Origin of the sequence: Mucilaginibacter oryzae, from assembly GCF_003148845.1 — a bacterium.
GTDB lineage: Bacteria > Bacteroidota > Bacteroidia > Sphingobacteriales > Sphingobacteriaceae > Mucilaginibacter > Mucilaginibacter oryzae.
Genome location: NZ_QGHA01000002.1, coordinates 583,592 through 610,577 on the forward strand (window position 1 = coordinate 583,592; position 26,986 = coordinate 610,577).

A 26,986-nucleotide genomic window follows, 5' to 3' on the forward strand; every position below is an offset into this window, starting at 1 on the left:
CAATTAATGATTGTTCTTTTTAAGCGCGTTGGTACTCCAAAGCGCCCACAGGATAAGGACAGGTTGAAAAAAGAGCCTTATCAGCCTTGCGTTGTCGGTGTTTAAGCCGAAGGCGTTAACCTTATTAAGGTACTGAGCTACGTTGCCGGGGAAGATCAGCACAAAGAAAACCGCGGCGGTAATACCTACCCATTTCTTGTACCGAACCGCAAAAATAAGCGCTAAACCTAAGCTGATCTCCACTATCCCCGATAAAATAACCGTGAGATCCGGACTAACAGGGAGCCATTTGGGCACCTGCGCTAAAAACTCCGACCGGTTAAAGGTTAGATGACTTACACCGGCAAATGTAAGAAAGGCACCCAGCACGATGCGGGCAATATTTTGTAGTCTGGTAGTATGCATTATCTGGTTAAAACTTTATTTAAAAGAGTTTTTAATTGTTGAAGTTCATCCATAGAAACATTGGAACATTTAAGCAATTCCATCGGTATGTGTTTCGCTTTTTCTTTCAGTTGTTTGCCCGATGATGTTAAAGAAATTATTACAACCCGCTCATCATGTTTACTCCGCGTTCTGTTCACTAATCCTTTTTGTTCTAACCTTTTGAGCAGCGGCGTAAGCGTTCCGGTATCCAGGTGCAACTTCTCGCACAATTGGTTTACCGTTTGCTCCTGATACTCCCACAGTACCATTAACACGAGATACTGAGGATAGGTAATATCCAGTTGAGCCAATAGTGGCCTGTATAAATTAGTCAAATTCCTGGAGAAGGCATATGCCGGGAAACAGATCTGATTTTCGAGCTTCAATAAATCTTCCATAGTTACAAAACGATGCAAATTTAAAAATGTTTTGCGCAATATAATTTTGTAAAATATAATTGGATCGTCAATTAATTGCAGTGTGGAGCAGGATTTTTTAAAAGCTCGAGGCATCTGAAAGCTTTTACCGGAAGAGGATTGGCAGGTAACGTTAAAATTTATCCGAGCCAAAGCTGTTGAAATGTTCCTTCGGGATCGTAAGCAGCGGCCTGTTTGGCGGTATTAAAATACCGGTTAGATCTGGGGTCATTTCCAATACCGGCAAGATAGGCCCAATTTCCCCAATTGCTGCAAACGTCATAATCAATCAATTGCTGCTCAAAATAAGCCGCGCCGTAACGCCAGTCAACCTTCAGGTCGTTGCAAAGGTAACTGGCTACATTCTGCCGCCCACGGTTACTCATAAACCCGGTCAGTTTCAATTCGGTCATATTGGCGTCTATAAAAGTGTTACCGGTTCGTGCCTCCACCCAAAGATCAAGCACCGCGGTTGATGAATGGAGGCTTGATCTCCGGAAATAGCGCAAATTGTTTTTCTCCATGCAAAATCCAAAATAGTCCCGCCAAAGCAATTCGTAGATAAGCCAGTAGGTAGATTCATTGCCGCCAAATATGATTTCATATTTTTTTACTTCTTCATAGATCTCCCTGGCCGAGATGCAGCCTGCGGCGAGCCAGGCAGAAAACTTGGATGAGTAACTTTCGCCTACCAGGCCATTGCGTGTATGTTTGTAGTTGGATAACGCCTTTGTTTGATAAAAATAATTTTGGAGGCGCTCATGAGCAGCATCTGATCCTCCTTTAAACACTAACACGGCACGCGGATCTGCTTCAACCTCAGCTTCTATGATTGATAAGTCTAAGCTTTTGATTGAAGGTGAACGTATGAATACCGGCTTTGGAAATACCGGACGTACAGTCACAACGTCTTCTGTCTTCCTTTTAAATTCTGTAAAGATCTCAGGTAGTTGTGCTGTTGGGAATGGAAGATCAGACGAATGAAATAGATTACGGCATTCAAAAGTTTTTACCGAACAATTTAAACGGGACAGTCCGGTTATTACCTTTTCCTGTAAACTCAATTCCTCGGGCGCAACTTCCTTTTCTGCATAAAGCGTTTGGGCGCCATATGTTATAGCCAGTTCAGGTATTTCTTTTTCAGGCGCGCCAGCTATAAAAACCAGCCCTGATCCGGCTGTGCGCAGCCCTTGGTCAAGGCACTGCAAACTTTCTTTTAAAAATTTCAGTCGAAAGGCGCCTGCTTTTTTAAACCCGTACGATGTAGTTTGTAAGAGCAGGTCATCAAGACAATAAAAAGGAACAACTTCGTCGTTTTCGGCTAAGGCACGGGTCAAACATTCGTTATCACGTAAACGAAGATTGGTTTTAAACCAAACTAAAGCAATCTTTTTTTCAGACAGTGTCGTCATGCGTCATTTTCGTTTGCTGATCTTGTTTCCGCTTATCTGTCGCTGCCTGCTGCATTTAAAACGTAAGGACTTGATAACATGCTTAGTACTTCGTCCCTGTACACGCTTCCGCCACATTCTGAAACTTGAGGCCTTCATTTCCCTGCGCATCAGTTCTATCACCTGCTGCTCATTGATCCCGAATTGCAGGGTTATGGCATCAAATGTTGTACGGTCTTCCCAGGCCATTTCGATGATACGGTCGGTTTCTACTTCATTAAAAATATAGTCGTGTGTCATTTTTTTATATACAAACGGTATTATATGGTTTTCAGATTGGTTATCCCGCCTTTAAATTGATGATTGAAATCATTTATTAGAGATCTCACGTATAATTAAATCCAGCTCGTTAGCACTTTGGTTGAGCATGCTTGTCAGGAGCCGGACCTCTTCCATATCCTCTGCAACCCCGATTAATCCGGCAATAGCCATAATGTTGGCAAGCGGCTTACGCACACCATGCGACTGGATAAAGCTGATTTCGTCCAGCTGAAGCGCTGCCAGATCCAACTTCGCTCGGGTATCAAGAAATTCTGTAATATTATAGCCTATGCAAAATATACTTTGAGGTGCTCCATGCTCATCTAATATGCCTTGCATCTCCCATTGTGTGGTAATAAAACCACCTTTGCCATCATGTTTACGTAAGGTAGCAGGATAAAGCCGCTTTGTATCTTCAAAGCATTGCTGCCCGACTTGCTCGCATATGCTTATGTCATCCGGATGGAGCGTTACGGAAAAATGCTGCCCCTTAAGCGTAGCTTTACCTAAACCAAAGTTTCTGTCATAGTTAGGGTTAACATAGGTATACTTACTGTCTATACCAATTGAGATGGCATAGAAGTAAGCTGAAGTATCAAGAAATTTGGGAACGTGAGCGTAGGGCATTATTTAGAAAGCAAATATCGTAAGGAATTTAAAGTTTTTCAATTCATTTGAAACCAAAGTTCAACCTATCGCTATAAATTGTCTAACGCACAAGGCTTTGTCTTTAATCAATACCTATAAGTGCGCATCCTCTTTTCATAGGCACATCTAACTTTAACGTTTGAGCATATGATGTGGTTTTAAGCAGCTTCCATTTAGTTTGGCCGGGGTATAATACTTTTATTTGAAGCTTTTTCTTGTTTAACCCGGTAAATGGCAGCCTGAGCATAACTGATGTCTGGTTTGTGCTCCCGCCTAATACCAACGGTATAATTACTTTCCCATTTACTTTAAAAGCGTTAGCCTTTGCCTGTCCGTTTACAACTTGCACTATATGCGGAACAAGGAGCCATTCGCGCCCTTTTATCGCCGACAGCAGCGGGCCATAATCCAGGTAATATTTTTCGGCCCATGCATCGGGCTGTATGCAGTGATCGTTGCCGGGATATGGGGCTGTCAGGAAGCTGCCGAGGTATAAATGACGCTGAAAATAGGCATCCGGATCGGGCATTAGGTTTTCCTTTGACGCTGTCCAGGCGATGATTGGTTTAAAAAAAGCCATTTGCGCGCACAGGTTTAAGCTGGATGCCATGTAGCCAAACTCATCGTAAATGCTGTCGATATGTGCCATCAAATCTATCCGCCGGTAAAGCGGGTTGCAAAAGATAACTTTATGCGCGTTATGCATGACCCGGCTCAAGGGATCCATCAAATTTTTCCAGGACATGAGCAATGATTGTGTTTTTTGCCTGTTGACCATGCTGATTTGGTCGTCGCCATTGGCGTTGTAAAACCGCATCCAGTCGAGCCTGTCAATACATATGCCCGACGAGGCTGGAATATTTTTTATATGCAGGGCGGCCTGGTTAAGCAAAAAAGATTTATATACAGAGTCGGCCGGATCAAGTACTATACAGTCTTCCCAATTCGAAAACACCGGTCGGTCGTCCCAGTCGGGCAGTAAACCGGCCGGCTTCAAAAAAGCCTTTTTTAGCCTCGTATAAACAAAGTTATTCGGGTTTTTCCAGAGCGAATCATCAGCGACAGTAGTGGTTTTATAAGGGTAAACTATGCCATTACCAAATTCATTTACATTAAAATAACTAATGGTATGGAAGCCGAGTTGGTTTAAGTGTTCCGAATATTTATTCAGCCGGTTTATAGTTGCATAGCCATCATCTACCTGTACGCCTCTTTGCTTGTATTTTACCCATTTTTCGTCTTTACTTTTAACGGGGGGAATAAACATACCCATGTAAGGGAAATCCAGCGATGCTTTCCAGTTTAAACTGAAGGCCATTTTATGGTATTTGGCGGTGTCTAATTCACCTTCGTATGATGAATATGCGGCACAGCCGACAATGCTATTCACCGTTGGCTCTTCGGGGGAAAAGTAGGCTTTATAAGTTTTTGCCATCCAGGCTATGCCATCACGCCAATCGGCCTGGTGAAAAACAATCTGATGACGGATATGGATGCTGTGTTTTGAATTTATCCGGTGGTTGATATGCCGGTAAGCTATTTTTCCATCGGCGGTAGTATGCATTTCCAAATCAAGGATGGTATCATCCAGCGATTGGAGGAAACTTAAACCAATATTATCCTGGTTAAAAAAGGTGGTAGCCACAGGTATCACAAAAGTATTACGCGAAAGGTGTGTTTCCCCGCCATAGGTTAATGCCAGGTCCTGAAAATGCGCTGAGGTAAATGGATCATGCCAGGTATCAGTTTCGGGATGGGTGTGATTATCTGCCCAGGTTGTCCAAAACAACGCCGAATCCTGGCGGATCCATTGTAATGAAGTTTCGATGGGGGCCGTCCAGCTATCAGTGTCTTTTGCAGTGATCTCTATATCCCACTGTAAGCCGTAGGTGGTTTTTTTTATGGTACTGGTTAAATCGCAGCTGTTTTTATAATATTCAATGTGTTTTCTGAAAATAATCCCCGTACTGTCTGAATACAATAATAGGGCAGGGCTTTGATTGGTAGAGGGTATAACGGCATCCAGTATAAAACTTTTTTCACCGTTGGGGCTTTTAAAACTGCTTTTTACCTGGCCGTTTTCAAACTTTAACCGTATAGAAGGGATCTGACTGATAACTGCTGCCGGGCATAAAAACAAAAGCAGCAATAGTAAAAATTTAGGGGGCATAAATCTATCTAAAACTAAAGCGTTAAGATAGGATATTTAAATAATCAATTTAAAATATCTTGGGTATTTAACCAGCTTTACAGGTATTGATAGCAATCTGTGAGATGGAGTTGCCTGCTTATTGATAAAAAAATCGGTATTCGTCGATACTCCATTAAATTTATCTTAAATGATCGGATAGTGAATAATTATCTTCAAGGTTTATTCAGGTACTCAGTTAAAAGATTGCCTGAACTCCATCGGCGAAAGTTTTGTTTTTGTCTTAAACAGTTTGCTGAACGATTGTGAATGCTCGAACCCTAATTCATAAGCAATTTCACTGATGGATAAATTACTGCCAGACAGTTTTTCTTTGGCCTTTTCTATCAATTTCAAATGAATAAACTGCTGTGCATTCAGGCCAATGAGGGAACGCAGCAAGTCACTTAAATATCCCGTTGATAAGTGGAGCTGTTCAGAAAGAAATTGCACAGTTGGTAAACCATGTTGCAAGGTTTCGCCACTGTTAAAGTAGGCTTCTAAAATGGCTTCGGTTTTTTGCAGTACAGTACTGTTTACCGTTTTACGGGTAATGAACTGGCGCTTATAGAAACGGTTGACATAATTTAGCAGCAAATCAACCTGGGAAACAATTACTTCCTGGCTAAACTCATCAACACGCGCGTTGATTTCCTTTTCCATAATCTGATACACTGATAAAATAATCTCTCTTTCCGGGCCGGACAGGTGTAACGCTTCATTCATCGAGTAAGAAAAATAACCGTATTCTTTAATTTTTTTTGCCAATGGATACCCTAACAAAAAATCAGGGTGAATAAGCAGTATATAGGCGTAAGTCTTACTGTTATATTCCGTGCTACCTACTAACTGGTTGGGTGCTATAAACAGCATGCTGCCATCGTTATAATCATAGTAATCCTGCCCGTATTTTAACCGCCCGCTGTTTTGGGTAATAAACGTTATTTTATAGAAGTCAACTATATCATAAATAGGGGCCATCCCCGTATTAAAAGGGTTGTTTTCGTTAAAATGGATCAGGCTGATTAACGGATGTTGGGGTTTGGGTAACCCAAATGCCTCATGGCTTTCTGAGATAGATCGAAACCGTACCAGGTTTTTCTTTTTCATACATCAAATTTAGATAAAACCTACGACAGGGGCTTTGCCGTAGGTTTCAGCCTTTTCTTAAAATATTACCACGGAAGGATGTTGTCCGTTCCTGCAAAGCCGGCCGGCCCGGTAAAACTTCCGTTGGGAAGATCTTCTGCCAATGCAACCCGGATAGGCTCTAATGAACCAAATTCCACCGTATCAGTCCCCTGGAAATTATTCAGCGCTGTTGCTGTAAAGCCGGGACTCACTAAATGTACTTTTACACCTGTGTTCTCAAGCTCTATCGCCAGCGATACAAAAATGCCGTTGAGCGCCGTTTTTGATGCCCCATATACTGCATCGAATGCTGAACGGTACGGATTGTGAGGATTTGAATTAATAGTCAGCGAGCCCAAAGCGCTCGATACTGTAACAATACGCGCCGAAGGCGCTGCTTTTAACAAGGGCAGGAAAGCCTGCGTTACGGCAAGTGTGCTGAATACGTTGGTGTTCCATACCGTTTGCAATTCAGAAATAGAAACGATACTCGGTTTTTGGGCCGCTATGATTTCTTCCATAGTACGCCCTACTTTTCCGGCATGGGAAATAGCGGCATTGTTAACCAATAATGAAAGATAGCCAAACTCCTCCCGGATTGTCGCTACCGCAGCCTCGACTGCTTCGGCATTGGTAATATCCAACTGAATAACTTTGGCATTGCTGCCGATTTCAGAAACGGCGGCTTCGCCCTTCTGTAAATCCCTTGAACCTATATAGACTATGTAATTATTGTTTGCAAGGGCCTTGGCAATCTGAAACCCTACACCTGTATTAGCTCCTGTAACAAGGGCTACTTTCTTCATGTTTGTCTGCATAAACTTTATCTTTTAATAATATCAAGACAAAGGTCAGGTCTATTGAGGTGCTTGTTGTAGCCAAATCGGGAATTCATGTAGCCTAAACGAAGATAATCGCCGGTATGCGCTTCGCCTTGCTGGCAATAGCAGTAACATGATGTACATTCTTGACGGGGCCCGCTGCAAGTGTTTTTTTGATATAGCCTATGGAACCGGTAAGTATGATATTCGTCATACAGGTAACGAGCCGCCATCGATAGCGTAGTTAGACCCGGTGAGATAAGCCGCGGATGGAGACACCAAAAAGTGAACCAGGTGGGCAAATACGAAATTCTCAACTCCTAAATCAAACATCAATGCCATTCTTCGCGATAAACAAACTTCGGCATCTGCCAGTTATATTTGATGGAGAGCAGGCGTAAAGCCAGGCCAACAACGCAGGCTATCAAGATGGCAACTCCGATGGGTACGTTCAAATATTCCAACCCCAGGTAAAGTGCCCCGGTAACACTGGATGCGCTGGCGTAAACCTCCTTCCTAAACAAAAGCGGTACTTCGTTACATAAAACATCGCGCAGTACGCCGCCTGCGCAGCCTGTTATCATACCGCTTAGTAAAATAATAAGCCAGGGAAGGTTAATCTGCTCGGCTATCTGGCAGCCTATGATGGTGAATACTACCAGTCCCAGGGCATCCAGATACAGGAAAAGTGTTTTCATTTTGGTCATTAACCGGGCAATTACAGCGGCCAAGATCGCGGCTCCGGCGGTGATCACCAGGTATTCGGGATGTTCAACCCAACTCATGGGGTAGTGGTTAAACAGGATATTGCGCACTGTGCCGCCGCCTAAAGCTGTAACCCAGGCAATGATACAAACCCCAACCCAATCCATATCCCGCCTCCCGGCAGATAGGGCAGCCGTCATGGCCTCGGCAATGATGGCGACTATGTATAAAATGTGGAGCATATATTATGTGTTAATCCATCAACACTATTGTTCCCCCTTCAGGGGGTTAGGGGGCATTGCCCAGTTTTTCCCCTCCGCAAACCGCGCTACCAGCATCCCGGCCACGGTATCACCGGTAGCGTTCAGTAAAGTGGCCATCGGATCAACCAATGTGCCGATAATAATAGCAGGAGGGAGCGCCTCGGGCGGAAAACCATAGGCCGAAATAAATAGTAACTCTCCTATATAGCCCCCGTTAGGGATGCCGCCTTCCACCAGGCTCACCAAAACTGTCATCCCCAGGGCGAGTATAACAGTTTGAGGGTTATCAAAGCTTTTACCAAACAACGCGAAAACCACAGCCATTTTTACAATAGACGAGATACTTGACCCCTCTTTGTGCAGTGTTCCCCCCAACGGAATGGTGATATTGGCGATGGCGTCTGAAATGCCCATTTTTTTCGCAGCATCCATGTTAGCCGGAATGGTAGCAATGCTGCTGCAGGTACCCACAGCTGTGGCCGATGGAATAATGTTGTTGCGCCAGTAACGCTTAAACGCGCCAATGCCGCCTGCAATAAAGGCGTATAAACTAAACATTACCAGGTAATAAAAAGCGCCAACGCTATAATAAACCGCCATCGACCGTGCATATCCCCCGAATAATTGCGGTCCGAATACGCCAACCTGGTATGCGAAATAAGCCCCCAAGCCAACCGGCCCCATTTTCATGATAAGCACAAAAATGTTTTTAAAAACTTCGTTGCCGCTATGGATAAACGCGGCGAACGGTTTACCATTTTCGCCCGCGTTTAAAATGGCGAAGCCGGTAATTACCGCAAAGATGATCATGGCCAGCATGCTTTTGCGGGATAGTAGTTGGTAAAACTCGCCGGTAGTGAACAGGCTGGTTAATTGATCGCCGAGAGGTTTTTTGGTGATGGCTTCGGTAATAGGGCTGGCCACGAGGTGTTGATGGATCGGGAAAATCCGGATGGCTATGATTGTTACAATGGCGGCAACCAATACAGTCCCTACAAACACCAGCGAGGTAATACCTAACAACCTCCCGAGCTTTTGCGAACCATCCAACCCTGCAATGGCCGACGCGATGGCAAAAAACACCAATGGCACCACAGCAGTGAATAGCAGGTTAAGGAAAATATCACCAATGGGTTTGATCACCTCTACCTTATCCCCCAAAACAGCACCGGCAATACTGCCAATAATGATACCTGTTATCAGCAGGATGATGCCTTTGTAATTTTTAAACCAGCTGTTCATTGTGCTAAGATAATTGTTAGGTTTTGTTTTGGGATAGATAATTACGCCGCCAATGATGATTGTGACCGGTGAATAGCAATAGACGACCTGCCTCGTGTTATATAAGCGCCGCCGCTTGATTTTACTTACGCGTGCTATTCATCTCTCCTAAATTAATATCTTCGCATCCCATTATAATACTAAATGCAGGTAGAACAAGCCGGGGCCTTTATCCTCGCCAAAATAAAAACAGAATTAGCCGATTGCTTTCATTACCACAATGCCGATCATGCGCTGGATGTTTACAACGCCGCCAAACAACTTGCTGCAGGCGAGGGGATAGGTGAGCATGAAACACAATTATTATTAACCGCGGCCTACTATCACGACTCTGGTTTTTTATTTGGACAGGTTGATCATGAAACCGGATCATGCAAAAATGCAAGGCAATATCTGCCGGATTTTGGTTATACTGATAATGAGATTGAACAGGTTTGCGATATCATTATGGCAACAAAAATTCCGCAAAACCCTCATAACCACCTCGGGGAAATAATTTGTGACGCCGATTTGGATTATTTGGGCCGAAATGATTTTTTTATCCTCAGTAAAAGGTTATTTTCGGAACTTGTAATTACAGATCACCTTGAAGACGAACAGGCATGGGACAAACAGCAGGTGAAATTTCTGCAGAATCACTGCTACTTCACTCAAACAGCCCTAAGGCTCAGGGATAAATGTAAAAACGAACATTTAACAACTATCACACAACGATTATAAAATACTGCTATTAATGACACAGCCGGGTTTAAAAATTGAAGAAGTTATCAAAGATGTAGTAACCGTAATTATCGGTATTTTATTCTGCGGTTTCGCTTTAAAAGGATTTTTGGTGCCCAACAGCTTCTTTGATGGCGGGGTAACCGGGATTTCGCTTTTGCTCCATGAGTTGTATCACTTTAATATAGCCTACGTGATTATAGCCGCTAATATCCCTTTTATCATTATGGGGATGTTCCAGGTTAACAAGTCATTCGCGCTGAAAACGTTGGCTTGCGTAATTGGCTTGGGCCTTTGTTTGCAGTTTATCGAATATCCCGTTATTACTTCCGATAAATTGCTGGTATCCATATTCGGTGGCGTGTTTATGGGCCTGGGCGTAGGATTATCCATCCGCGGAGGCTGCGCCCTGGATGGTATCGAGATATTGGCATTGTATACCCTCAAACGCAGTAGTTTCACCATCAGCGAAATTATTTTAGGCATCAATATTATCATCTTCCTGATTGCTGCCGTTGAGCTGGGCCTGCCTACAGCGCTATATTCAATTTTGACCTATTATACCGCATCCCGCACAATTACCTTTGTTATTGATGGTTTGGAGGAGTATACCGCGGTAAACATCATTTCGGGTCAAAGCGAAATTATTAAAGAGAAGCTGGTAATGGAGCTTGGCCGCGGTATTACCATTTACAAAGGCGAACGTGGTTTTATGAAGGAGAGCTTTGATGTTCATCAGCCCGTTGATATCATTTTTACGGTAGTAACCCGTTTGGAAGTACGCCGGTTAAAAAACCTGGTACACCGCATCGATCCTAAAGCCTTCGTATTTACAAACAGCATTAAAGAAGCAGCCGGTGGGGTGTTAAAGAAGAAGGTGCGCGATCATTGATAAGTTCTAAGTCTTAAGTTTTAAGTTCAAAATAACTTTGCCGCTCATTTTTTCTGGGTGTTTAAACATTTTAAACCCTTGCGCTCATCTGTGATGAGTGCTTAACCTGAATTAGCGTTTGCAACGCAACCGCCTAACTTAAATTCTTGCGCTCATCTGTGATGAGTGCTTAACTTGGGTTTGCGTTTGTAACGCAACTGCGCTTAACCGGGTTTGCATTTGTAACGCAACCGTCTAACTTACAAATATGGCTTAAATAAAGTACTTACCGGCTTTACCGCACTTTGCCAATCTGGCTGGGAAGTAAGTTATATTTCTTTTTAAAAGCGAAGGTAAAGTGATGTGCATTTTTGTAACCTACCATTTCTGATACTTCCCCAACTGTTTTGCCTTCTTTCAGCAACTGATAGGCCGAATTCATCCGCAGATCAAACAGATAACCAAATACGGTTTGGCCGAAGAGTTCTTTAAAACCTTTTTTTAGCTTAAAGTCATTTAAGCCGGTTTTGCGGGCCAGTTCAATCAGCGAGCAAGGGGTTTGCAGGTTTTGCTCTACCAAAGCTTTGGCTTCTTTTAATCGGGAAACATCTTCTTTACTAAGATTGCCTGGCGAAAGCCGCTCGCTTTCCAGCCGTTCCAATTGCAGCGAGAGCAATTCCAATATTTTAGCTTCCAGGAAAATCCGGCGGATATAATCTGGTCGGTCGGCTCGTTCCATTTCTTTGAGTAGCTCTTTGAACCGGCTATCGTGGTATGCGCCGGTAGTTACGAGGGTTAAGGGTTCCTGACCACCGCCCTCAAAATTGTCGGGCAAAATATCTTTGCCCAACAATTTGCGGATGAAGCGTTTGGTAAGGCATATGGTAAACGCTTCGGTAGTACCGTTTACCATTAACCCAATATTTAATGCCGGGCAATAGAAGGTATGATAGTGGCCGGTCTGCAAGGTGATCTCAAGATCTTCAGTATTTGAATGCACGGCCAGTTCGCCATCCAACACAAAATTCATCACCCAGCAAAAGCTATCGCACTGTAACGTCAATGCCGAGGCGGTGTTTACATTGAAGCGGCTGTTCAGTAAACATACGCCCTCAAACCACAACTCTTTGATCTGCATATCTCCCCATTCTGCCGCAGTTGATGAGGTACGGTATTCTATGGGAGTGGCTCCGTTAAATTCTTTAGGGTAGGCCAGGTTAAGTTGTGGTTCCTTGTTAATGATCGAGGTAAAGTTTATTTGCATATAATCCCTTTCGCGTTGTTTTCAATCCGTTTTGCGTTAACCGCCTGATTGACTTATCCCGCAAATTTGCATCATTGTTTTTAATTAGTCTAAATAAATGAATAAAAAAATAGTCTATGTGTTGCTGTTGCTTTCGGCCAGGGTGAGCGCGCAACAGATAGATACTGCAGTTACAGATACCGGTAAGGTTAAAAAATTAAAGGAAGTAATAGTAACAGCTACGCGGTCGGCAAAGGAGTTGATGTCGGTGCCAATGCCTGTTAGTACCATCAGCAATAAGGAAATCAAAAACAGGGGATTGGTAAGATTAGACGAGGTGTTAAATGAGCAAACCGGCCTATCTGTACTGCCCGATGCGCATGGTCAGGGAATCCAGGTACAGGGTTTTGCGCCCGATTATACAATGATCATGCTCGATGGCATGCCGGTTATAGGCCGTACTACGGGGATATTGGATCTTACCCGCATTACCACCAACGGCGTTGACCGTATAGAAGTAGTAAAAGGCCCGGTATCATCCTTGTATGGCAGCGAGGCTATGGCCGGAGTAGTTAACCTTATTTCGGCAAGGCCTCCGTTGGGTTTTTCATCTTCCGTTGCAGCGCGGTACGGTACCAATAAAAATGCCGATCTGAACTTTAACGCGGCTTATGCTACGGATAAATTATCCGTTTCCGGCTTTGTAAACCGTAATAGTACGGGTGGTTATTCGCTCGTTCCGGGTTCCGGAAGCCCAACGGTGTCGCCATATCACGGTTACACCGTTAACGGAAGAATCACTTATAAGCTGAATGCCAATACCGATCTGCTGTTGTTAATCAGAAATTACACAAATACTACCACCAATAATTACAGTGTGGATAGCGGCCAGGTTGCAGGCAAGGGGTTTGAAAGTAATTTCAGCATTTCACCGTCTGTTACGCGCCGTTTTTCAGAAAAGTTAACCGGCCAACTGAGGCTGTACCGGTCTACCTATCGAACAACATCCTTACTTAATTATACAGCAACTAACGCCATTTATGATGATACATATTTTAATCAGGCTTTTAACCGCGCCGAGGTGCAAGGCGATTACCAGGCTTACGCTAAACTCAGATTAACATCAGGAGCGGGAGGCCAGTACGAAACAGTGGATGCCACCCGGTACGATACCAGGCAATCCTTTACCTCGGGATACGCTTACATGCAGGGAGACTGGACCCCTTTCAAGAAACTAAACCTGATTGCAGGCGGCCGCTTTGATGCACACAGCGTTTACCTGTCGCAATTTAGCCCCAAACTTGCGCTAAGCTACCGGTTATCAGATAACTTCGTGGTGCTCGGCTCAACGGGCAAGGGTTATAAAGCGCCCGATTTCAGGCAGCTTTACCTCAATTTTACTAACGCGGTGGTGGGATACAGCGTATTTGGTTACGAAGAAGTGGCCGCCCAGATAGCAAAGCTGCAGCAGCAGGGGCAAATCCAAACCATTTTGATTGATCCGTCAACGCTGCGGCCTTTAAACGCGGAAAGCTCCACGGGATACAACTTAGGTTATCGCTATCGCCCGGTAAAATCATTCATGTGGACAGTTAATTTTTTTCGCAACAATATCCGCGATTTGATTGATGCCGAGGCGATCGCCATCAAAACAAACGGGCAATCGGTTTACTCATACTTCAATATCCACAGTGTGTACACGCAGGGAGCCGAGACCGACTTAAGTTATCATTTCCTAACCCACTGGACATTGGCCGGCGGGTATCAATACCTGCAAGCTTATGACAATAAGGTACTCCATCAGATCAAGGCCGGGCAGGTGTTCGGTATCGACCCAAAAATACGTGAAACAGTAAAGGTTACCAGGCAGATGTACGGAGGTTTGTTAAACCGTTCAAAAAACATGGCCAATGCGCGGATCAGTTACCAGGATGATAAAACCGGTATCGTCGCGTCGGTACGCGCTATTTATCGTGGCCGCTATGGTTTTTCTGACCTGGACGGTAACGGCATAGTGAACCGCGACGATGAGTATGTGAAGGGTTATGTGCTTTTTAACGCATCGGTATCCAAGCTGTTCTATCATAACCAATTCCGCTTCCAGCTAACCGGCGAAAACCTGGGCGATTATAAACAACCGCTCACCATCAGCAACCTGCCCGGACGATTGCTTTACGTCGGCTTCACTTATAATTTCAGCAAACAATAATTCACCAACAGATACAGATAAATAAAATGAACAAACTACAAACTTTAGCCTTAGCATTAATGAGCACCCCGGTACTTTTGATGAGTGCATGCAGTAAAAACAACGATAATACCGTTGCACCTGCGGCAACAATAAAAACAAATACAGTTGCCGATCTTGATGGTTCCAAAGGCGCGGTGTATTATAGCCTGGCCGGTAACTCGGTGGTAACCGGCGCGGATACCACCGGTACAAAATGGGATATTAAATTTTCGGGCACCGGCATTTTTGTAAACGGTGGTTCGTCAGGCACAGGCACAGCACAGGCCCAGGTAGTGAGCAGCACCTTTGCCGATTTGACTACCGCGCCAACAAGCGGCTATAAAGCTGATGCAACGGGCGCCGCTGCTATTACCGGCTGGTATACCTATACCGCTACCACAGCTCCGCAACATGCCATTTTAATGGTTCCCGGTAAAATTATTGTGGTAAAAACCAGTGCCGGTAACTATGCTAAAATAGAAATGAAAAGCTATTACAAAGGTAACCCTGACACCACCACGCCTGCCTTTGCTGATTTAACTACCCGGCCGGCATCAAGATTTTACACCTTCCGTTATTCCTATCAGGCAAACGGTACCACCAGCTTACAATAACTCAAAAAAAAAGGATCATGACCTCCGGTTTGTAGTCCGCTATCCCGGGGGTAACGAAACATATTAAATCCCAATAACATGGTAAAAGGAAATATTAAACAATTGTTATTAAGCTTTATTGTAGTGATGATAAGCTATGTGCCGCAAGCCATGGCGCACACTTCGCCCAAAATTGTGTCGGTAAATGGTACTATAAGCGAAATACTGGCAGGTATTGGTATGGAAAGCAATATCATCGGTACCGATATTACCAGTAATTATCCGGCATCGTTAAAAAGTAAACCCAAGGTAGGCCACAACCGCAACCTGAGTTCCGAAGGCATTTTGGCCCTGCAGCCCGACATTGTAACCGGGCTTTCTACCGAATTGAAGCCGGAGCTTGTTTCACAGCTTAAAAGCGCGGGTATTAAACTTGTTTTATTTACCCAAACGTACTCTGCCGATGGCACACGCAAACTTATTAAAGAAGTAGCATCAGCATTCGGCAAGCCATCAAAAGCTGAACTGCTGATCAAAAAGTTAGACGGAGACCTGGCCGCCGCAGCAAAAATTAACAAGGGTAGTAAGCCAAAAGTATTGTTCATTTACGCCCGCGGTACAGGTACCATGATGGTAGCCGGCGAGGGTACGCAGATGCAGCAAATTATACAAATGGCAGGTGGCGCTAATGCCGTAACCGGTTTTTCAGATTTTAAACCGCTAACCCCCGAAGCATTAGTTGCCGCTAATCCTGATGTGATCTTACTTTTCAGTAGTGGTATGGATAGCCTGGGAGGCGCAGCCGGGTTAATGAATGTACAGGGTGTGGCTCAAACCAATGCAGGTAAAAATAAACGGTTTGTAACCATGGATGGCGAATTGGTAAGCAGCTTTGGGCCGAGATTGGGATTGGCGGTTAGCGAACTGGCACAGAAGATTAAATAATGGATATCAAAAACCATAATTACGTGCTTGTCGGCTTATCGGTTCTGTTAATGCTGGCCGTTATTGCCTCCGTATGTATCGGCGCGGTGCATATCCGGGTTAACCAGCTATGGTCAATGATTAGCTACCACATGGGGTTAAGCCACGAGGCCACGTTTACTTCACAGCAATTGGCGGTGATGCTTAACCTGAGGTTACCGAGGGTACTATCGGGTGTACTGATCGGTGCTGCATTGGGTATTGCGGGTTCGGCTGTACAGGGGCTGTTTCGTAACCCGTTGGCCGAACCGGGGTTGATCGGTATTTCATCCGGCGCTACCTTGTTCGCTGCCTTAAGTATCGTTTTCGGCGGGAAACTGTTAAGCATCATGGGCAGTTCCCATAGCTACTATATGTTATCTGTAGCTTCATTTGGCGGGGCGTTTATTACCTCATTGGCGGTATATAAATTGGCTATGCGCAAAGGCCGCACCATGATTACCGCTTTACTGTTAACCGGTATAGCTATTAACGCGTTAGCTTTTTCATTTACAGGTTTGCTAACTTATATTTCAACCGATGAGCAACTGCGCAACCTTACCTTCTGGAGCCTGGGGAGCCTTGGTGGTTCGAGCTGGCTTACTGCCGGTAGTATTTTGCCTTTTGTGTTAATCCCTTTAATAGTATTGCCATTTATGGGCAAAGCATTAAACGCCATATCCCTTGGCGAAACGCAAGCAGTACACATGGGCTTTAATGTGAATAAAATAAAGCGTACCGTGCTTTTACTGGCTACAATGTGTGTAGGGGCTTCTGTGGCCGTTGCCGGTATGATCAGTTTTGCAGGGCTTGTAGTGCCTCATATGATCAGGATAGGTTTTGGTGCCGATAACCGGCTGGTTATACCCGGCTCTGCCATTCTTGGTGCGGCAACCTTAACGCTTACCGACCTCGTATCGCGTAGTGTGGTAGCGCCTGCAGAATTACCTATTGGTATTGTGACTGCACTGGCCGGGTCGCCGGTATTTATTTACATGATCAGCGTACAAATTAAAAAACAACAGGTATGATCAAGGTTAACGGTATTGCTTACTCAGTTGGAAAGAAGGAGATATTAAGTGATGTTTCATTCCAGGCCAGGCCGGGCGAGGTGATGGCCGTTATCGGCGCTAACGGCGCAGGTAAAAGTACTTTACTCAAGTTACTCTGTAACGAGATGATGCCATCAGCAGGGCATATAGAGTTTAACGGTAAACGTCTTAAAGATTACCCTTTGAATGAACTTGCACGAAAGCGTTCGGTTTTAACCCAGCATAACACCCTCAGCCTTTCATTCACCGTCAGGGAATTGGTGTTAATGGGCAGGTACCCTCATTTTAACGGGCAGCCAACCGGGCACGATTTGCAGATGGTAGATGAAGCCATGCTGGCAGCAGGCGTTAGCATGATGGCCGCACGTACCTACGAAACCCTGTCCGGCGGCGAGCAGCAGCGGGTACAACTGGCGCGTGTTATTGCCCAGGTAAAGGATGTGCCGAATGGCTGGCTGTTTTTGGACGAGCCTACCAACGGACTTGATATTTTACACCAGCAACAGCTGTTAATCCAGGCGCGTAATATGGCCGACAATGGATTCGGCATCATCTGCATCCTGCACGATATCAACCTTGCAGCCGCTTACGCAGATCAGCTCATGATCCTGAAACAAGGAAAAGTACAGGCTTTAGGCAGCCCTAAAGAGGTGGTAACCTGCGAGAATATCCATAACGCCTTTGGAATTAAGGTAGAATTGATGAAAAACGAAAATTTTAACTGTCCGCTGGTAATTACCACCGGGCGATTTAAATATAACTCTTAAACTAATAGAATATGGAAAGTACAACACAAACTATAAAAGCGCAATGGGACGCTTTCAAAGAACAAAATCCCAAAGTTCGGATCCGTGACGCCGCTAAAAAATTAGGTGTAAGCGAGGCTGATTTGTTAAATACAGGCATCGGCGTAAACGTGGTTAGATTAAGCAACAGGTTTGCCGAACTTTTACAGGAAGCGAATACGCTTGGCAAAGTGATGGCCCTGACCCGTAACGATTACTGCGTACATGAGCGTAAGGGCATCTACAAAAAAGCAACGTTTAACGGCCAGGTAGGCCTGGTAGTTACGCCTGACATCGACCTGCGTTTATTTATGAGCCATTGGGCATTTGGTTTCGCGGTTAATGAAGCGGAGCGCCATAGCCTGCAGTTTTTTGATCAAAGCGGAGTGGCCGTCCATAAGATTTACCTGGTTGAGGATAGCGACGTACAGGCATATCATAACCTTGTCAACAAGTACAAATCGGAAGATCAGCGGGAAACCTTAACCATAGTACCTGCATCTGCTCCATCGGCCGAACTGCCCGACAGCCAGATAAACATCAGCGGGTTTCAGGAAGGCTGGAGAGCTTTACAGGATACGCATGACTTCCATCCCTTATTAAAGAAGTACCAACTTACCCGTACCCAGGCTTTACGCCTGGCGCCTACGGACTATGCGCAAAAAATAGACGTCAGCGACCTCAAACTTCTGTTAAAAAATGCGGCTGCGGTGGAGCAGGAAATTATGGTTTTTAACGGCAGCTCTGGGTGTATCCAGATCCACACCGGCCCGATTGTTAATCTGGTAGAAACAGGTCCCTGGTTCAACGTGCTCGATCCCGATTTTAACATGCACCTTAGGCTTGATGGAATCGATACTGTTTGGCTGGTTAAAAAACCTACAAGCGACGGCTGGGTACATAGTATTGAAGTGTTTGATAAAGAAGGTAATACCATCGTTCAGTTTTTTGGCAAGCGCAAACCGGGTATCCCCGAAAGCGAAGGCTGGAGAGGCTTGATTACAAAAAGCATAGGCAATAACTGATAGGATAAAGTCCTGGTCTCCTGCGGTATCGTAAGCATGTGCCGCAGGTGATACAGGCACCAATATCGTTATGTTTGTAACCATCATATGATCCCTAAGCGTAAGGAGATAATCGAAGCGTTATAATAAATTCTACATCAAAATCCGATGCTGCGTTTCGCCCTTCGAGATTGCGATTGTTAACTAAAGAAATCTCCCGAATTTCACGGAGTTAATACTAAGTAAGCCTAAGCCATTTGAGCCGATTTGTGATCTGTCGGTTCGGATCCCGTTTTCCCAAAAAAACCTTCCCGGCAATTATCCTTTTATAAACATGTATTTTTTTACGGATAATACCCTTTGCCGGTAAACAATCAAAAATCATTGCTTACTTTTATAACCGACAGGGTTCTATCAATACCCCATGCCGGTTGCCGGCTGAGCAGGCACCTGGCTTTTGCGGGAATTATGATTCACTGTTTCCAATTATACAATAACCTTAAATTACAGTCAATGTATACATCACGCAGATCATTTTTAAAAACCGGCGCCATGGCGATGGCCGGTGCCGCTTTGCTTCCTGATAGTTTGTTTGCAGCTACCGGTAATAAGTTAAAGCGGGTAGGCTTACAGTTGTACAGCGTACGCGATGCCATGAAGGCCGATCCGCTGGGCACGCTTAAAAAGGTCGCCGATGTCGGCTATGTTCACGTGGAACATGCCAATTATATCGACAGGAAATTTTACGGTTACACCGCCAAAGAGTTTAAAAAGATACTGGATGATTTGAACCTGAAAATGCCGAGCGGGCACACCGTAATGACACCGCGGCATTGGGATGCGTCAAAAAATGATTTTACCGATGAATGGAAATATACCGTGGAGGATGCCGCTACCCTCGGTCAGAAATACGTGATCAGTCCCTGGATGGACGAAAAGGTGCGTACCGATACCGATGCCCTGAAACGCACGATGGAGCAGTTTAACAAAAGCGGCGAGCTTTGCAAAAAATCAAACATGATGTTTGGTTATCATAACCACAACTTCGAGATCAGCACCAAAGTTGGTGATATTACGCTTTACGATTATATCATTCAAAATACCGATGCGGCACTTGTTGTCCAGCAAATAGATATTGGTAACATGTACAGCACCGGCGGTATGGCTTTGGAGTTTATCAATAAATATCCGGGCCGTTTCCAGTCAATGCACGTTAAAGACGAGATCAAGGTTCCGCCGCATGATGGCGACGATACAGAAAGTACCATTTTAGGCAAAGGGATTTTACCCGTTAAGGATATTGTGGCTGCGGCGGCCAAAAAAGGCGGCACCTCCCTGTTTATCATCGAACAGGAATCGTACCAGGGAATGGATCCGGTTGATTGTGTAAAAATTGATTTACAAATCATGAAAAAGTGGGGGTATTAACAGTATAAAGTTATCTTACGCCATCATAAAGTTTTAAATTTTCCAGGCCTTGTATTTTAATTTGTAATGATTAAGTTTGGAAATACATTATAAATCATAAAAAGTGTTCCGGCTGTTTGTCCAATCGCGCTAAAAATGAAAAGACAAATAACACGGGCTTATTAGCTAAAACATTTTATTTAACAAATGGACAGGCGTACCGTCATTAAAAACCTGGCTTTGATAATAGGAGGGGCCGCTTTGCTCCCTGCATGCTCGCAGGATGAAGCAAAATCAAAAGTCGCCCTTAAAAACATTGATATCAGTGTCGTTCAGGAGCAACTGATAGGCGAGGTTTCTGAAACTTTTATTCCTAAAACCACAACCCCGGGAGCTAAAGACCTGCAGTTGCATTTGTTTGTGCTTAAGATGGTTGATGATTGCTATAAAAAGGATGATCAGCAAGCATTTTTAACCGGAATGGGGCATTTTGCCGATGTTGTTCAGCAACAATATGGTAAAACGTTTAATCAGCTCGATACTAAAAACCGCGAAGCATTTTTGCTGGACATAGAAAAAGAAGGTAAGGCGGAAGAGGCAGCGGCCGCTAAAAAGGATAATAATCCAATTCCTCCATATAAAGGTAAATACTCACCTGAATTGAAGAAGTTTTACAGTATGGTAAAAAGGCAAACCATCAACGGGTACACCAATTCAAAATATTTCATGACCAATATTGTGGTTTACGAACTTGTGCCGGGCAGGTACAACGCGCGTTTCCCTTATAAACTAAAGCAGGCAGTTTAAACGATGGCCAATTTAAATATCGACAGCGTTAAGGATCGCACTTTTGATGCCATCGTCATAGGCTCGGGCATGAGCGGCGGATGGGCTGCCAAAGAATTTACCGATAAAGGATTAAAAACATTGATCCTGGAGCGTGGCCGCGATGTAAAGCACATTAAGGATTATCCCACCACCAATATGTACCCCTGGGAGTTTGAGCACCGCGGCCAATTGCCGATGAGTGTTCAGGAGGCTAACCCGATTGTGAACCGCTGCTATGCCTTTGGCGAAAGCGCCGCGCACTTTTTTGTAAAAGATGCCGAGCACCCTTATATCCAGGATAAACCTTTTGATTGGATCCGTGGTTACCAGGTGGGCGGTAAATCCCTGCTTTGGGCGCGCCAAACCCAGCGCTGGAGCGATTTTGACTTTGAAGGCCCCGCCCGCGATGGTTTCGCGGTGGATTGGCCGATCCGTTATAAAGATATCGCGCCATGGTATAGCTATGTAGAAAAGTTCGCGGGTATCTCGGGCAACCGTGACGGTATTGCCGAATTGCCCGATGGTGAGTTTTTGCCCGCCTTCCCTTTAAATACCGTTGAAGAGTATTTCAGCAACCACGTAAAAAGCACCTATAAAAACCGCTACGTGATCAGCGCCCGTTGCGCGCATTTATCAACCCCTAATCAAATTCATCTGGATCAGGGCAGGGTACAATGTCAGCGGAGGACCATCTGCGAGCGTGGCTGCCCTTTTGGTGGGTATTTCAGTGCCAACGCGAGTACTATTCCCTGGGCATTAAAATCGGGCCATGCTACGTTGAGGCCGTTCTCGGTTGTGGAATCAATTATTTATGATGATAAGCTGGGCAAGGCTACCGGTGTAAGGGTTATTGATACCAATACGAAAGAAGCGATTGAATACCACGCCAAAGTGATTTTCGTAAACGCGGCGGCATTAAATACTAATTTAATTTTGCTCAACTCCAAATCGCACCGTTTCCCTAATGGTTTGGGCAACGATAGCGGTGTGTTGGGTAAATACGTGGCTTTCCATAATTATTCGGCTCATATCGGCGCTCAATATGATGGCGCAAAGGAATGGACAACCGATGGCCGTAACCCGGCCGGCGGCGGCTATATCCCACGGTTCAGGAACGTTTACAGGCAGGAAACTGATTTTCTGCGTGGTTACGCAGCCGGCTTCAGCGCTTATCGTTACCCTGAACGCAGCTGGGACGGTGTTGGCAGCAGCCTGAAAAATAACCTGGCCAATAAAGAACTTGGGCCATGGCACGTAGGCTCGCACATGATGGGCGAAACCATCCCGAAGGAAACCAACTTTGTAAGCCTGGATGATAAGCAGAAAGATGCCTGGGGCGTACCCTTACTGAAGATGAATGTTGACTATGATGATAACGACGAAAAGATGAAGAAGGATTACATCGAGCAGCTTACAGAAATGTTTACCAGCGCCGGTTTCACCAATATCCAGGCATTTACAGACAGGCGTGCCCCCGGATTGGACATCCATGAAATGGGAGGCGCACGCATGGGTAATGATCCTAAAACATCGATACTCAATAAATGGAACCAGGTGCACAGCGTTAAAAACGTATTTGTTACCGATGGCGCCAGCATGACCTCAACCTCATGCCAAAACCCGTCCCTAACCTATATGGCTTTTACGGCAAGAGCTGCCGATTACGCGATGAGTGAAATGAAGAAGGGGAATATTTAGCCCCCAGCCCCCTAAAGGGGAAGCTTTCTGTTACACCCCCTTTAGGGTGCCCGGGGGGCTTAATGTGTGTAAAAAACACAATGCAATATTTGTAAAACGAATTTTATTCATACATTTAACAACACAACCAAGTACTAAACAAAATAAACTAATCGTAATATTCGTATGTCTGCAAACACTTATGACGCAATAGTCATTGGCTCAGGAATTTCAGGCGGGTGGGCTGCCAAAGAACTAACACAAAAGGGTTTGAAAACCATCATGCTGGAGCGTGGTCGTGATATCAAGCACATCAAAGATTATGTGAACGCTACCAAGGATCCCTGGGAGTTTGAACACAGGGGAGGTCGTACCCAGAAAATGATTGATGATTACCCGGTTCTGAAACGCGATTACCCGCTGAATGAAACCAACCTTGACTATTGGGCAAGTGATAAAGACAGTCCGTATACCGAGATCAAACGTTTCGACTGGTTCCGTGGTTATCATGTGGGTGGGCGCTCGTTAATGTGGGGCCGCCAGTCGTACCGTTGGGCCGATGTTGACTTTGAGGCCAACCTGAAAGACGGTATCGCCGTGGATTGGCCTATCCGTTATAAAGATATTGCCCCGTGGTACAGCTATGCCGAGAAATTTGCGGGTATCTCTGGTAACAGGGATGGGCTGGCTATCCTTCCTGATGGCGATTTTATGCCGCCAATGGAGCTGAACGTAGTAGAAAAAGACGTTGCTAAACGCTTAAAAGAATATTATAAAGAAGCGCGCCACATGATCATCGGCCGTACAGCAAATATCACTGTGCCGCATTATGACCGTACCAACTGCCAGTACCGTAACAAATGCTGGTTAGGTTGTCCGTTTGGTGCTTACTTCAGTACACAATCGGCTACTTTGCCTGCGGCTATGGCTACCGGTAATTTAACAGTGCGCCCATGGTCTATCGTAACCAAAATTTTGTATGATAAAGACACCAAAAAAGCCAAAGGTGTTGAGATCCTGGATGCAGAAACCAACAAAACTTACGAATACTACGCTAAGATTATCTTCCTGAACGCTTCAACCATCAACAGTACTTGGATCCTCATGAACTCGGCTACCGATATCTGGCCTGACGGTTTAGGCAGCAGCAGCGGTGAGCTTGGTCACAACCTGATGGACCACCACCTTAATGTAGGCGCTTCGGGCAGGTTTGAAGGTTATGAGGATAAATATTATTTCGGTCGCAGGGCCAACGGTTTCTACATTCCGCGTTTCCGCAACCTCAACGGCGAAAAACGCGATTATATCCGTGGTTTCGGTTACCAGGGTTCTGCAAGCCGCGAAGGCTGGAGCCGTGATATAGCCGAAATGAACATCGGCGGCGCGTTTAAAGATGCCTTGACCGAACCGGGCGCATGGCATGTAGGTATGGGCGGTTTCGGCGAAACACTGCCTTACCACGATAACAAGATCACGCTTGATAAAACCAAAAAAGATAAGTGGGGCCTTAACGTTGTTGCCATTGATGCCGAATTGAAGGATAACGAGCTGAAAATGCGTATCGACATGGAGAAGGACGGTAAGGAAATGTTAGAGGCCATGGGTTGTAAAGATGTACAAACCTATAGCGCTAATCCGTTCCTGGGTCGTGGTATCCACGAAATGGGTACCGCGCGTATGGGCCGCGATCCGAAAACTTCGGTGCTAAACGAATGGAACCAGGTTTGGGATGCTAAAAACGTATTTGTTACCGATGGCGCCTGTATGACATCGGCAGCATGTCAGAACCCGTCGCTTACTTATATGGCGTTAACGGCCCGTGCAGCTAACTATGCCGTTGATTCACTTAAAAAAGGCGAAATTTAACAGTATCACATACAAAAACCTATAACAAAAAACCATGACTGAAGAAAAGGACCAAAACCCTAATCCGTCGAGAAGGCAGTTTATCAAAACCGGCGCTGTAGCGGCGGCAGGCTTTATGATCGTTCCGCGCCATGTATTGGGCGGTAAGGGCTTCATCGCCCCGAGCGATAAATTGTTAATTGCCGGCGTTGGTGCGGGTGGTAAAGGCGAAAGCGATATCGCTAATTTTTACAAAAGCGGTAAAGCCGAAATTGCCTTTTTATGCGATGTGGACGACAGAAGATCGGCTACATCACGTAAAAATTTCCCTAAAGCCAAGTATTATAAAGACTGGCGCGAAATGTTTGATAAAGAACATAAAAACTTCGATGCCGTATCGGTTTCAACTCCCGATCATAACCACGCAATCATTACTTACAACGCCATGCAGCTGAACAAACACGTGTATGTTCAGAAACCGTTAACGCATGATATCTGGGAAGCCCGCTTATTAACCGAGGCTGCCAAAAAATATAAAGTGGTTACACAAATGGGTAACCAGGGCGCATCAAACGATGGCACACGCTTAATGTCAGAATGGTACGATGCCGACCTGATTGGTGATGTGCACACCGTTTACTGCTGGACCAACCGCCCGGTTTGGCCGCAAGGTATCGCCTGGCCCCCGCCACAGCAAAACATCCCTAAAGAATTGGATTGGGACCTGTGGTTAGGTACAGCGCCTAAAAAAGATTATGTGGATAAACTGGTACCATTTAACTGGCGCGGCTGGTGGGATTACGGTACCGGCGCCCTTGGCGATATGGGTTGCCACCTGGTAGAAGCGCCTTTCCGCGTGTTGGGTATCCAGTATGCAAAAGATGTTCAGGCCAGCGTTGGCAGTGTTTATGTAGATGAGTTTAAAGAAGGTCACTTCCCTGAAAGCTGCCCTCCGTCAAGCCACATCACCTTAACATTCCCTAAATCGGCTAAAACCAAAGGCGATGTTACCCTGCACTGGATGGACGGCGGTATCCAGCCTGAAAGGCCAAACGAGTTGTTAGCCAGCGAAGACTTTGGCGGCGAAGAAGGCAACGGTACATTGTTTATCGGTACTAAAGGTAAAATGTACGCCAGCACTTATTCTGACGCGGCTACGTTATTGCCAAAATCACTTACCAAAAGCGCTAAAGCGCCCCAAAAATGGGCGCGTGTTCCCGGGGGTGCAAACGGGCATTATGCACAGTGGGTTGAAGGCTGTATTGCCGGTTACGGTAAAACAGAATTAAGCTCGTCATTTGATAAGGCCGGTCCGCTTACAGAGGCTTTGCTAATGGCAAACCTGGCGGTTCGCGGCCATGAGTTAAATGGCGGCAGGGTAAAACTGGAGTGGGATAACAAAGCCATGAAGGTTACCAACTTTGATGCCGTTAACCAATACATCAAACGCGATTACCGCGAAGGTTTCGTGTTAAAAGCATAGTTTTATAATTATTGAATTATTGAGTTAGTGAATTATTGAATTAAAACGCTAACTCATAATTTATCAATAATTACAAAATCAAATAACTCGATAATTCAATAATTCAGTAAATCAATAATTAAACATGAATAGAAGAGAAGCGATAAGCAGGGTGGGCCTGATCCTTGGCGGTACCATTATCGGTGCCGAGTTCTTCATCTCGGGATGTAAATCATCTTCGCCAAAAGTAAACGACCTGTTTACGCAGGATGACCTTGCCCTGCTGGATGAAATTGGCGAAACCATTTTGCCTAAAACATCAACACCGGGCGCTAAAGATGCCCAGGTAGGTAAATTTATGACCGTAATGGTACAGGATTGCTATACACCTGACGATCAGAAGATTTTTACCAAGGGTTTGAATGATCTGAACGATGCCAGCGATAAAAAATTCGGTAAAAAATTCCTGGAGGCTACGCCCCAGCAACGTACCGAACTGTTAACCGACCTGGATAAGGAGCAAAAAGACTATACCAAAAACAAGAAACCAGAAGATCCGAACCACTACTTCAGGATGCTGAAGGAATTGACCTTGTTAGGTTTCTTTACTTCAAAACCGGGCGCTACACAGGCTTTGCGGTATATTGCCGTTCCGGGAAAATACGATGGCAACCTGCCGTATAAAAAAGGCGACAAAGCCTGGGCAACCTAAAAA

26 protein-coding genes are annotated in these 26,986 nt (G+C 45.0%); 14 read left to right on the top strand and 12 right to left on the bottom strand.

Annotated features, from left to right (window positions below; all coding sequences use genetic code 11):
* Window positions 1–3: 3 nt before the first annotated feature.
* The 11 genes from LX99_RS07825 to LX99_RS07875 form a co-directional block, all read right to left on the bottom strand.
* Window positions 4–405, bottom strand: a complete 402-nt coding sequence (locus tag LX99_RS07825; protein WP_109607347.1) for a DoxX family protein — start codon at window positions 403–405, stop codon at window positions 4–6.
* Window positions 405–824 (bottom strand): MarR family winged helix-turn-helix transcriptional regulator, encoded by a 420-nt coding sequence (locus LX99_RS07830; RefSeq protein WP_109607348.1) that lies wholly within the window; start codon window positions 822–824, stop codon window positions 405–407. The genes LX99_RS07825 and LX99_RS07830 overlap by 1 nt, the downstream gene beginning before the upstream one ends.
* A gap of 158 nt (window positions 825–982) precedes the next feature.
* The gene (locus LX99_RS07835) at window positions 983–2,254 is read right to left on the bottom strand and encodes a DASH family cryptochrome (RefSeq protein WP_109607349.1); all 1,272 of its coding nucleotides are present in this window, start codon (window positions 2,252–2,254) and stop codon (window positions 983–985) included.
* 3 nt (window positions 2,255–2,257) lie between these two features.
* Complete coding sequence (locus LX99_RS07840) at window positions 2,258–2,533, bottom strand: TIGR03643 family protein (protein WP_109607350.1); 276 nt, start codon at window positions 2,531–2,533, stop codon at window positions 2,258–2,260.
* Between the two features lie 69 nt (window positions 2,534–2,602).
* Window positions 2,603–3,181 carry a PAS domain S-box protein gene (locus LX99_RS07845; RefSeq protein WP_109607351.1) on the bottom strand — a complete coding sequence of 193 codons (579 nt, stop codon included), beginning with the start codon at window positions 3,179–3,181 and terminating at the stop codon, window positions 2,603–2,605.
* A gap of 103 nt (window positions 3,182–3,284) precedes the next feature.
* A complete protein-coding gene (locus LX99_RS07850) occupies window positions 3,285–5,372 on the bottom strand; it encodes a hypothetical protein (RefSeq protein WP_109607352.1) in 2,088 nt (695 codons plus the stop codon).
* 213 nt (window positions 5,373–5,585) lie between these two features.
* Window positions 5,586–6,500 (bottom strand): helix-turn-helix domain-containing protein, encoded by a 915-nt coding sequence (locus LX99_RS07855; RefSeq protein ID WP_109607353.1) that lies wholly within the window; start codon window positions 6,498–6,500, stop codon window positions 5,586–5,588.
* A 65-nt stretch (window positions 6,501–6,565) separates the two neighbouring features.
* A complete protein-coding gene (locus tag LX99_RS07860; protein WP_245927869.1) occupies window positions 6,566–7,327 on the bottom strand; it encodes an SDR family NAD(P)-dependent oxidoreductase in 762 nt (253 codons plus the stop codon).
* A gap of 225 nt (window positions 7,328–7,552) precedes the next feature.
* Window positions 7,553–7,675 carry a hypothetical protein gene (locus tag LX99_RS26245; RefSeq protein ID WP_281270932.1) on the bottom strand — a complete coding sequence of 41 codons (123 nt, stop codon included), beginning with the start codon at window positions 7,673–7,675 and terminating at the stop codon, window positions 7,553–7,555.
* Window positions 7,675–8,289 (bottom strand): trimeric intracellular cation channel family protein, encoded by a 615-nt coding sequence (locus tag LX99_RS07870; protein ID WP_109607355.1) that lies wholly within the window; start codon window positions 8,287–8,289, stop codon window positions 7,675–7,677. The genes LX99_RS26245 and LX99_RS07870 overlap by 1 nt, the downstream gene beginning before the upstream one ends.
* Before the next feature lie 24 nt (window positions 8,290–8,313).
* Window positions 8,314–9,552, bottom strand: a complete 1,239-nt coding sequence (locus tag LX99_RS07875) for a dicarboxylate/amino acid:cation symporter (protein ID WP_109607356.1) — start codon at window positions 9,550–9,552, stop codon at window positions 8,314–8,316.
* A 183-nt stretch (window positions 9,553–9,735) separates the two neighbouring features.
* Between LX99_RS07875 and LX99_RS07880 the strand changes: the two genes are divergently transcribed.
* Entirely contained in the window at window positions 9,736–10,311 is a 576-nt protein-coding gene (locus LX99_RS07880) for an HD domain-containing protein (protein WP_109607357.1), read from the top strand.
* Window positions 10,312–10,324: 13 nt separating this feature from the next.
* Window positions 10,325–11,203 (top strand): YitT family protein, encoded by an 879-nt coding sequence (locus tag LX99_RS07885; RefSeq protein ID WP_109607358.1) that lies wholly within the window; start codon window positions 10,325–10,327, stop codon window positions 11,201–11,203.
* 274 nt (window positions 11,204–11,477) lie between these two features.
* Here LX99_RS07885 and LX99_RS07890 read toward each other — a convergent pair whose 3' ends face one another.
* On the bottom strand, window positions 11,478–12,446 hold the full coding sequence (locus LX99_RS07890) for a helix-turn-helix transcriptional regulator (protein WP_109607359.1): 969 nt from the start codon (window positions 12,444–12,446) through the stop codon (window positions 11,478–11,480).
* A gap of 97 nt (window positions 12,447–12,543) precedes the next feature.
* On the opposite strand from LX99_RS07890, the gene LX99_RS07895 reads away from it, so the two are divergent.
* The 12 genes from LX99_RS07895 to LX99_RS07950 all read left to right on the top strand — a co-directional run bounded on the left by LX99_RS07895 (window position 12,544) and on the right by LX99_RS07950 (window position 26,983).
* Entirely contained in the window at window positions 12,544–14,634 is a 2,091-nt protein-coding gene (locus LX99_RS07895; RefSeq protein WP_109607360.1) for a TonB-dependent receptor plug domain-containing protein, read from the top strand.
* Window positions 14,635–14,660: 26 nt separating this feature from the next.
* A complete protein-coding gene (locus LX99_RS07900) occupies window positions 14,661–15,269 on the top strand; it encodes an HmuY family protein (protein ID WP_109607361.1) in 609 nt (202 codons plus the stop codon).
* Window positions 15,270–15,347: 78 nt separating this feature from the next.
* Window positions 15,348–16,193 (top strand): heme/hemin ABC transporter substrate-binding protein, encoded by an 846-nt coding sequence (locus LX99_RS07905; RefSeq protein WP_245927870.1) that lies wholly within the window; start codon window positions 15,348–15,350, stop codon window positions 16,191–16,193.
* Window positions 16,193–17,242 carry a FecCD family ABC transporter permease gene (locus tag LX99_RS07910; protein ID WP_109607362.1) on the top strand — a complete coding sequence of 350 codons (1,050 nt, stop codon included), beginning with the start codon at window positions 16,193–16,195 and terminating at the stop codon, window positions 17,240–17,242. Before LX99_RS07905 ends, LX99_RS07910 begins: the two co-directional genes overlap by 1 nt.
* Window positions 17,239–18,030 (top strand): heme ABC transporter ATP-binding protein, encoded by a 792-nt coding sequence (locus LX99_RS07915; protein WP_109607363.1) that lies wholly within the window; start codon window positions 17,239–17,241, stop codon window positions 18,028–18,030. The genes LX99_RS07910 and LX99_RS07915 overlap by 4 nt, the downstream gene beginning before the upstream one ends.
* 11 nt (window positions 18,031–18,041) lie before the next feature.
* Window positions 18,042–19,073: a hemin-degrading factor gene (locus tag LX99_RS07920; protein ID WP_109607364.1), complete on the top strand. Its 1,032-nt coding sequence runs from the start codon at window positions 18,042–18,044 to the stop codon at window positions 19,071–19,073.
* 492 nt (window positions 19,074–19,565) lie between these two features.
* Window positions 19,566–20,480, top strand: a complete 915-nt coding sequence (locus tag LX99_RS07925; RefSeq protein ID WP_109607605.1) for a sugar phosphate isomerase/epimerase family protein — start codon at window positions 19,566–19,568, stop codon at window positions 20,478–20,480.
* 186 nt (window positions 20,481–20,666) lie between these two features.
* Entirely contained in the window at window positions 20,667–21,266 is a 600-nt protein-coding gene (locus LX99_RS07930) for a gluconate 2-dehydrogenase subunit 3 family protein (RefSeq protein ID WP_109607365.1), read from the top strand.
* A gap of 3 nt (window positions 21,267–21,269) precedes the next feature.
* A complete protein-coding gene (locus LX99_RS07935) occupies window positions 21,270–22,985 on the top strand; it encodes a GMC oxidoreductase (RefSeq protein WP_109607366.1) in 1,716 nt (571 codons plus the stop codon).
* Between the two features lie 165 nt (window positions 22,986–23,150).
* Window positions 23,151–24,830 (top strand): GMC oxidoreductase, encoded by a 1,680-nt coding sequence (locus LX99_RS07940; protein WP_109607367.1) that lies wholly within the window; start codon window positions 23,151–23,153, stop codon window positions 24,828–24,830.
* A gap of 34 nt (window positions 24,831–24,864) precedes the next feature.
* A complete protein-coding gene (locus LX99_RS07945; protein WP_022831803.1) occupies window positions 24,865–26,292 on the top strand; it encodes a Gfo/Idh/MocA family oxidoreductase in 1,428 nt (475 codons plus the stop codon).
* 124 nt (window positions 26,293–26,416) lie between these two features.
* Window positions 26,417–26,983 (top strand): gluconate 2-dehydrogenase subunit 3 family protein, encoded by a 567-nt coding sequence (locus LX99_RS07950; RefSeq protein ID WP_109607368.1) that lies wholly within the window; start codon window positions 26,417–26,419, stop codon window positions 26,981–26,983.
* Window positions 26,984–26,986: the final 3 nt, after the last annotated feature.

Bases quoted from the DNA above. Each gene is read 5' to 3' on its own strand.
- LX99_RS07875 (WP_109607356.1), bottom strand. From the start codon at position 9,552: ATGAACAGCTGGTTTAAAAATTACAAAGGCATCATCCTGCTGATAACA.
- LX99_RS07850 (WP_109607352.1), bottom strand. From the start codon at position 5,372: ATGCCCCCTAAATTTTTACTATTGCTGCTTTTGTTTTTATGCCCGGCA.
- LX99_RS26245 (WP_281270932.1), bottom strand. From the start codon at position 7,675: ATGTTTGATTTAGGAGTTGAGAATTTCGTATTTGCCCACCTGGTTCAC.
- LX99_RS07905 (WP_245927870.1), top strand. From the start codon at position 15,348: ATGGTAAAAGGAAATATTAAACAATTGTTATTAAGCTTTATTGTAGTG.
- LX99_RS07950 (WP_109607368.1), top strand. From the start codon at position 26,417: ATGAATAGAAGAGAAGCGATAAGCAGGGTGGGCCTGATCCTTGGCGGT.
- LX99_RS07945 (WP_022831803.1), top strand. From the start codon at position 24,865: ATGACTGAAGAAAAGGACCAAAACCCTAATCCGTCGAGAAGGCAGTTT.
- LX99_RS07925 (WP_109607605.1), top strand. From the start codon at position 19,566: ATGTATACATCACGCAGATCATTTTTAAAAACCGGCGCCATGGCGATG.
- LX99_RS07935 (WP_109607366.1), top strand. From the start codon at position 21,270: ATGGCCAATTTAAATATCGACAGCGTTAAGGATCGCACTTTTGATGCC.
- LX99_RS07880 (WP_109607357.1), top strand. From the start codon at position 9,736: ATGCAGGTAGAACAAGCCGGGGCCTTTATCCTCGCCAAAATAAAAACA.
- LX99_RS07940 (WP_109607367.1), top strand. From the start codon at position 23,151: ATGTCTGCAAACACTTATGACGCAATAGTCATTGGCTCAGGAATTTCA.
- LX99_RS07895 (WP_109607360.1), top strand. From the start codon at position 12,544: ATGAATAAAAAAATAGTCTATGTGTTGCTGTTGCTTTCGGCCAGGGTG.
- LX99_RS07855 (WP_109607353.1), bottom strand. From the start codon at position 6,500: ATGAAAAAGAAAAACCTGGTACGGTTTCGATCTATCTCAGAAAGCCAT.
- LX99_RS07915 (WP_109607363.1), top strand. From the start codon at position 17,239: ATGATCAAGGTTAACGGTATTGCTTACTCAGTTGGAAAGAAGGAGATA.
- LX99_RS07890 (WP_109607359.1), bottom strand. From the start codon at position 12,446: ATGCAAATAAACTTTACCTCGATCATTAACAAGGAACCACAACTTAAC.
- LX99_RS07830 (WP_109607348.1), bottom strand. From the start codon at position 824: ATGGAAGATTTATTGAAGCTCGAAAATCAGATCTGTTTCCCGGCATAT.
- LX99_RS07885 (WP_109607358.1), top strand. From the start codon at position 10,325: ATGACACAGCCGGGTTTAAAAATTGAAGAAGTTATCAAAGATGTAGTA.
- LX99_RS07835 (WP_109607349.1), bottom strand. From the start codon at position 2,254: ATGACGACACTGTCTGAAAAAAAGATTGCTTTAGTTTGGTTTAAAACC.
- LX99_RS07870 (WP_109607355.1), bottom strand. From the start codon at position 8,289: ATGCTCCACATTTTATACATAGTCGCCATCATTGCCGAGGCCATGACG.
- LX99_RS07840 (WP_109607350.1), bottom strand. From the start codon at position 2,533: ATGACACACGACTATATTTTTAATGAAGTAGAAACCGACCGTATCATC.
- LX99_RS07825 (WP_109607347.1), bottom strand. From the start codon at position 405: ATGCATACTACCAGACTACAAAATATTGCCCGCATCGTGCTGGGTGCC.
- LX99_RS07900 (WP_109607361.1), top strand. From the start codon at position 14,661: ATGAACAAACTACAAACTTTAGCCTTAGCATTAATGAGCACCCCGGTA.
- LX99_RS07920 (WP_109607364.1), top strand. From the start codon at position 18,042: ATGGAAAGTACAACACAAACTATAAAAGCGCAATGGGACGCTTTCAAA.
- LX99_RS07930 (WP_109607365.1), top strand. From the start codon at position 20,667: ATGGACAGGCGTACCGTCATTAAAAACCTGGCTTTGATAATAGGAGGG.
- LX99_RS07910 (WP_109607362.1), top strand. From the start codon at position 16,193: ATGGATATCAAAAACCATAATTACGTGCTTGTCGGCTTATCGGTTCTG.
- LX99_RS07860 (WP_245927869.1), bottom strand. From the start codon at position 7,327: ATGAAGAAAGTAGCCCTTGTTACAGGAGCTAATACAGGTGTAGGGTTT.
- LX99_RS07845 (WP_109607351.1), bottom strand. From the start codon at position 3,181: ATGCCCTACGCTCACGTTCCCAAATTTCTTGATACTTCAGCTTACTTC.